Here is a 6,990-nt window from a genome sequence, read left to right as displayed (position 1 = left end):
TCGTCAGGAACAAGATCAGCACGCACTCCGGACACCCTGCCGACCAAGATCGTTGAGCGCAAGACCGCAGCTCGACTCATTCTGAAACGATCAGTAAGTCGTACGACCCGGCGGGCCGTCTGGCGTCGACGACCGACGCCATGGGCGCCACGACCGCCTTCACCTACTACGACGACGGCCTCCAGGCCACGGCGACGGCGAAGCAGGTCACCCAGTCCGATGGATCCAAGAAGGACATTCTCCTGGGGTCGACGGTCTACGACGGCGCGGGCCACGCGGTCTCGCAGACCGCGAGCGGCGGCGCCACGACCGTGAACACGGTCGACGCCCTGGGCCGCACCACCCGTTCGGTGTTCGACCCCAACGGTCTCAACCGGGTCTCCACCTTCGCCTACGACGCGGAGGACCGGCTCACCGAGCAGACCCAGTCCATCGACGGCACCGGCAAGAAGGTGCCCTCGACCACCTACGACCAGCGGGGCCTCCCGCTGACGCAGGTCACCCCGCGCGGCAACACCAGCGCCGGGCGGTACGACGAGGTGGGCCGCATGGTCGAGCAGACCATGCCGCAGGTGCAGGCCGAGGAGAACGGCGGTGCGGCCGCGGCCGTCACCCCGAAGACCCTCGTCGGCTACAACACCTTCGGCGAGCCCATCCAGACGCGTGACGCACGCGGCCTGGTGACCAAGACGGAGACCGACAAGCTGGGCCGCCCCGTCGCGGTCACGCTGCCCGACTACACCCCGCCGGGCGCGACCACGCCGATCACGGCCGTCTCGCGCACGACGTACGACAAGCTCGGTAACACGGCCTCCACCACGGACCCGCTGGGCCGTGCGACGTACTACGTGTACGACCAGATGGGCAACTTGGTCAGGAAGACGGACCCGGCGATCGCCGGCGCGCAGGGCCTCCAGGCCCCCGGCACCGCCAGCTTCAACGGCACCTCCACGGACCTGTCCGGCGGCGGCGTCTCCACCTACACCTGGACCCCGACCGGTCTGCCGCTCTCCGCGACCGACCCGACAGGAGCACGCACCGAATCCACCTACGACGAATTGGGCCGCAAGCTCACCGCCACCACGGTCGAGCGCAAGCCCACCCTCCAGAACCTCGTCTCCCGCTTCACCTGGGACGACGCAAGCAACCAGACCGCCTCCACCACACCCGGCGGGCGCCGGACCACCGCGACATACGACACGGCCGGCCAGACCCTGACCATCACCGACCCCCTGGGCGGCGTCAGCAGCGCTGTCTATGACGGCCTCGGCCGCACCATCGAGAGCAAGGACGCGACCAGCCGCAAGACGGTCACCGCGTACGACCTCATGGGCCAGCCGACGTCCGTGACGGCCTACGGCACGGGCACGACGGCTCTGCGCGCGACCAGCACCGAGTACGACGCCGACGGAAACGTCACCGCATCCCTCTCGGCGACCGGCGCGCGCCGCACGTACACGTACGACGCCCTCGGCCAGATGACCGAGCAGGTTGAACCGGTCACCGCGACCGACTCGGTCACGACGACCTTCGGCTACGACGCGGCGGGCAACCGCACGCGCCTGACCGACGGTCGCGGCAAGGCCACGTACTACACGTTCAACACCTGGGGCCTGCCGGAATCGACCATCGAACCCAGCACCGCGCAGCACCCGGCACTGTCCAGCCGCACCTGGACGAACGTCTACGACGCGGCCGGCCGGGTCGTCACCGAGCTGCTCCCCGGCAGCGTCAAGCGTCAGAAGACGTACGACGACCTGGACCGTGTCATCGGTGAGACCGGCTCCGGCACCGCCGTGACCACCGGTCCGCGCTCGCTCTCCTACGACCTCGCCGGCCGCCTGACTGGCGTGGGCGGCGACGGAGTGCTCGTCGGCAACACGTACTCCTACAACGACCGCGGCCAGCTGCTGTCCACGGACGGCCCGGGCGGCACCTCGTCCTATGCCTACGACGCGGACGGCAAGATGACCTCCCGCACGGACGCGGCGGGCACGACGGCCTTCACCTACGACCTGGCCGGCCAACTCGACACCACGACCGACCCGCTCACCGGCACCCAGGTGCGCAGCGACTACGACGCTGCCGGGCGAACGACAGTCGACGAGTACGCACGCCCCGCCGCCGGCGGCACTTGGATGGTCGGCGCGAAGCGTTCGTACACCTACGACGCTCTGGGCCGGGTGGCCGATGACAGTGTTACGAAGACCGGCACGGGTACTGCGGTCCAGGGCACTGCCTACGAGTACGACCTCGACAACCGGCTGGTCAAGAAGACCGCGTCGGGCACGGCCGGGGCGGGCGCCGAAACGTACGCCTACGACCTCGCCGACCGCATGACCTCCGAAACCAGCGGAGACATCACCACCGCCTACGAGTGGGACAAGGCCGGCAACCTGACCAAGAAGGGGGACATCGCCGGCACGTACGACTCCCGCAACCGGCTCCAGACCTGGGGCACGCAGACCTTCGACTACTCCGCACGCGGCACCGTTCAGACGGCCACCGACGGCGCAACCAGCCGAACGATCAAGTCCGACGCGTTCGAGCGGACGATCACCAACGGCACGAGCACCTTCACGTACGACTCGCTCGACCGGGTCATGACCCACAACGGCACCGGCTTCAGCTACGACGGCGGCTCCAACAACCTGGTCAAGGACGGCACGTCCACCTACAGCCGCACCCCCGGCGGAACGCTGCTCGCCAGCGCGATCACCGGGACTGCGGACTCGGCGCGCCTGGCCGTCACCGACGGCCACTCGGACCTGGTCGCCAGCCTGTCCGCGGACGGCACCACGGTCAGCTCGTCCCGCGCGTACGACGCCTCCGGCAACGTGACCGCGAGCAGCGGCACCACCCCGTCGCTCGGCTACCAGTCGGGCTGGACGGACTCGTCCACCGGCGAGGTCAACATGGCCGCCCGCTGGTACCAGCCGGGCACCGGCGGCTTCACCAGCCGCGACACGTGGCAGCTCGACCCGGACCCCTCGGTCCAGGCCAACCGCTACACGTACGCCAACGCGAGCCCGCTGAACGGCACCGACCCGGCAGGTCACGAAGCCATCCACCACGGAGGGGGTGGCGTCGCAACCGCCGCTGGGGTCCCCACAACTGCCATGTCCGAAGTCCAGATCGTGGCCATGCGAGCCTCGATAGCCCGCTACCTCGGCCTTTCGACGAAGCGATCCCAAGCGATTCGCGGCTTTTCGTGGATGTCCCGTGCATGGGGAAGTTCCTCCAGTTCCTCCAGTTCATCCGCAGCCCCGAGCCGGCGGAACTGCGACAAGAGCCCCTGGCACCCGGATTGCGGTGGCGGCACGCGCCCGAAGTTCGCAAGCATGGCGAAGAGCGAAATCGGAACTGCTGCCAGCGGGTCCCGCTCCCGGGGTGCCGTAACTGCTCCCGGCGGGTCCGGGGGTGGCAGCGGACGCTGCTATTCCCGATGCAGGGTGGTCACGGCCGCCCCGCCCCCGCCCCCGATCCCCCCGAACCCCAACCGCGGCCCGAACCCGATTCCGGCCCCGAAGCACATCCCCAAGCCCGACTGGAGCCCGAACCAGGCCCTCTGGACGGCCGCCCAGGCCGTCGACATGGTCGTCGGTGATCGACCCGATCCGGTACTGGACGTTCCCGTCCGGGCCGTGCCCCTCCACAGCAGCGCAAACCTCCTCGCCATGCTCGCCGGCCTGGACACGTTCAGCCCGGAGCAGACCCCGGAGACGCATGGCGCCCCCGGCGCCGACCCCGGTCCGGGCTCGGACATCGATCAGGGAGGGGACTGCCGCGGAGCCTGGGGCGGCTGGCGGAAGTACGAGCCGGTCGACCGTTTGAACGGGAACCGTGCCACGGGGGTTGAGGCGTGCCTGGACAAGGCGTTCCTCGAAGCCAACCCAGGTACCGCGACCAAAACGAAGAAGGTGGCGCCTCCTGCCTCTGAGGTTGAAAGGGTGGGGTGACAGGGTTACGGGGGCTCCAGTCTCAGTCCGGTCTCGGCGATGAAGCCGTCGAGCACCTCGGGCTGGCGCTGGATGCTCTGTAAACGGCTCTTCACGAGCGGAGCCAGGTCTTCGATCGCGTGGGTGCGAGGTTGGCCAGGGACTTCTTCAGATGCGCCCAGACGCCTTCGACGGGGTTGAGGTCGGGGGCGTAGGGCGGGAGCTTGACGATGGTGAGCCAGTCGCTGTTGCGGTCGCAGAACTCCCTCAGCGCCTTGGCATGGTGGGTACTGGCGTTGTCCCACACCACGATCAGAGGGGCACCGTCGAGTTGACGGCGTGCGGCGGTGATCAGTTCGGCGAACTCACGAGCACGGAAGCCTTTCTTCTCGCCCGTGCGGCCTCGGTGCGTCTGTGTCCGGTAGATCAGGCGAGTCTGGTGGCCCGGTTTGATGCAGACCATCCCGGCCATCAGAACCCGGCCTGAGCCCTTCCCCGTCACTTTGATCACCGGCGTCCGCCCGCGCCGGGACCAGCTCCGGCCCTTCCCCGGTTTCAGGTCCTGCCCGGCCTCGTCCTCGAAGACTATCCACGCGCCCAGGAGCCGGGCCGTCCTCTTACCCGTGACCACTGCTCCGTCCGCCACCGTGCCACGGCCTGTTCATCCCGCTCGACGGCCCGGTGCGCGGGGACTTGTGGCGACCAGCCCAGCCGGTGCAGCAGATACGACACCCCGCGGGGGGTGTACACGTATCCGAACAGCCGATGGATCAGCTCCGCCACCCTCGCGAGCGTCCACCGCTGGTCCTCACTCCAGCCGTGCGCGGCCGGGCCGGCCTCCAGCTCGGCCTGCAACCGCTCCGTCTGCCCATCGCTGAGCTGACACGGAAAGCCGCCCGCTCCCTTGGACACCAGAGCCGCTCTGCCACCCTGGCGCCAGCCGGCGTGCCAGGCGTATGCCGACTTCCGCGACACCCGTAACCTGCGGGCCACCTCCGGTGGCCGCACCCCCTCCTCGAACATCCCCGCGGCCTCGAAGCGCACAGCCTCACGCTTCGCCCGCCCCGCAGCGGTCAACCCGCCGCCATCCGCATACCTCATGACGACGATGTAGCACCGCCAACGCCCGCTGTCACCCCACCGTTTCAACCTCAGTTGCAACATGCGGTGAATTGCCATTCATGTTGGAACCAGTGTCGACAAGCCTGTTCGAGACGCGCGGGCGAAGCCGCCTCACCTGGCGGGTGATGACCGCCGTGCACATCACCAGGGCACTACGCCGGCGTCTTCGAAGAACTTACCGGTCGGGCCGTCGTCGGGCAGGGTCGCGAGTTTGATGGCGATCGCCGCGCCCTGTTCGGGGGTACGCACGCCGCGGAAGCCGTTGAGGTCAGTCGCGACGTAGCCGGGGCAGCCGGCGTTGATCAGGATGTTCGTGCCGCTCAGCTCCCGGGCGTACTGGAGGGTGACAGCGTTCAGGAACGTCTTCGACGGCGAGTACGCCACGGCCACCGGACCTGCCGTCTGCTCAGCAGCGGTTCCTGACTGCCGGGTGAGGGAGCCGACACTGCTGGACATGTTCACGATCCGGGGTGAGGCAGAGCGGCGCAGCAGCGGCAGCATCGCGTTGGTGACGCGGATGACGCCGATCACGTTGGTCTCCACGACCGTCCGGATGGTGTCGGGAACGACCCTGGTGGGCTCCTGCGGCATGCCGCCGGTGATGGCGGCGTTGTTGACGAGCACGTCGAGGCGCCCGGCCTGCTCCTCGATCAGCCGCGCGGCGGCGGTCACGCTCGCGTCGTCGGTCACGTCCAGCGGTACGCCGAACGCCTCGACGCCGGCCGCGCGCAGTCTCTGCACCGCGCCCTCCCGGCGCTGATCGTCGCGGGCGCCGACGCCGACGCTCCAGCCGAGGGCGCCCAGGCCCGCGGCGATCTCGTAGCCGATTCCCTTGTTAGCGCCGGTGACCAGCGCAATCGTTCGTTCAGTCATAGGGACCATGCTGCCCTCGGACCCAGGCGGGGGTCCAACACCGATTGGGTGGGCAACGATACCTTCAGGGTATGGATCTGAAGTAGCGTGGCCGTATGGAGACCCGGGAGCTGCGATACTTCGTCGCTGTCGCTGAAGAGCTGCACTTCGGGCGCGCCGCGCAGCGGCTCGGGATCGCACAGCCGCCTTTGTCACGGGCGATCCAGCAGCTCGAACGCCGGCTCGGGGCAGCGTTGTTTGATCGGACCAGCCGCACTGTCACGCTGACCGAGGCCGGCTCGGTGCTGTTGGTCGAGGGCCGCGCGGCGCTCGACGCGGTCGACGCCGCTGAGCGTCGGACTCGCCGCGCAGCCCTTTCCGTGACCGGCCGTCCCGGCCTGGTCCTGGTGACGAAAGCCAGCGCGTCCAGAGAACTGCTGGCGAAACTGCTCGACGCGTACGCCGCCGAACCCGGCGCGGTCCTCATCGACGTCATCCTGTGCGGCCCGGCCGAGCAGGAACGACTCCTGCGCGAGGGCCGGGCCGACGTGGCGCTGCTGCACCGTCCGTTCGACTCGACGGCCGGGTTCCACACCGAAGAACTCAGCACGGAGGGCCAGGTTGTGGTCCTGCCGGCCGGGCATCCGCTCACTGTCCGGGCCCATGTGCACATGGCCGACATCACCGGGCTGCCGGGCCTGCCCCTGCCACGCTGGCCCGACCCCAACGGCACCTACCCGCCCGGCCCCGGCCCGCAGGTCCGCGACCACGCGCAGTTGTTGCAGCTCGTCGCGCTCGGCCGTGCTTGCGCGGTCTCGCCGGAGTCGTGCCGAGCCCAACTGCACGGGGACCTCGCCGCCGTGCCCGTGCTGGACGCGCCGACAGTCACCACCGTGATCGCCTGGCCACCGCACAGCCGGTCCAGAGCCGTCGCCGACCTTGTCCGGACTGCGACACGTCTCTAGTAGGGCTTGGTCAGGTCAGTTGTGGTTGAGCGTGTCCTTCTGGTTCGGTGTTGCGTTGAGAGAGCGTGACTCCGGACGAGATTGCGGCTGTGCGTGGCGAGTTGGAGGACTTC

General features: G+C 69.1%; 4 protein-coding genes and 1 pseudogene. 2 read left to right on the top strand and 3 right to left on the bottom strand.

The window, feature by feature from the left end; translation table 11 throughout:
* Positions 1-92 precede the first annotated feature (92 nt).
* Positions 93-3,959: pseudogene (locus ACGFYQ_RS41925) on the top strand (RHS repeat-associated core domain-containing protein); the annotation flags it as partial.
* A gap of 91 nt (positions 3,960-4,050) precedes the next feature.
* Here ACGFYQ_RS41925 and ACGFYQ_RS41920 read toward each other — a convergent pair.
* The 3 genes from ACGFYQ_RS41920 to ACGFYQ_RS41910 form a co-directional block, all read right to left on the bottom strand.
* Complete coding sequence (locus ACGFYQ_RS41920; protein WP_393752598.1) at positions 4,051-4,569, bottom strand: IS630 family transposase; 519 nt, start codon at positions 4,567-4,569, stop codon at positions 4,051-4,053.
* Entirely contained in the window at positions 4,524-5,039 is a 516-nt protein-coding gene (locus tag ACGFYQ_RS41915) for a winged helix-turn-helix domain-containing protein (protein ID WP_393752596.1), read from the bottom strand. Before ACGFYQ_RS41915 ends, ACGFYQ_RS41920 begins: the two co-directional genes overlap by 46 nt.
* 162 nt (positions 5,040-5,201) lie before the next feature.
* On the bottom strand, positions 5,202-5,933 hold the full coding sequence (locus tag ACGFYQ_RS41910) for an SDR family oxidoreductase (protein WP_393752594.1): 732 nt from the start codon (positions 5,931-5,933) through the stop codon (positions 5,202-5,204).
* A 95-nt stretch (positions 5,934-6,028) separates the two neighbouring features.
* Here ACGFYQ_RS41910 and ACGFYQ_RS41905 point away from each other — a divergent pair, with 95 nt between their 5' ends.
* A complete protein-coding gene (locus ACGFYQ_RS41905) occupies positions 6,029-6,877 on the top strand; it encodes a LysR family transcriptional regulator (protein WP_393752592.1) in 849 nt (282 codons plus the stop codon).
* The last annotated feature ends 113 nt before the right edge of the window (positions 6,878-6,990 follow it).

The sequence above is a fragment of the Streptomyces sp. NPDC048258 genome (genome assembly GCF_043201995.1).
Taxonomy (GTDB): domain Bacteria; phylum Actinomycetota; class Actinomycetes; order Streptomycetales; family Streptomycetaceae; genus Streptomyces.
Note: the sequence above shows the minus strand (reverse complement) of the source record. Positions and strands in the feature narration are given on the sequence as shown.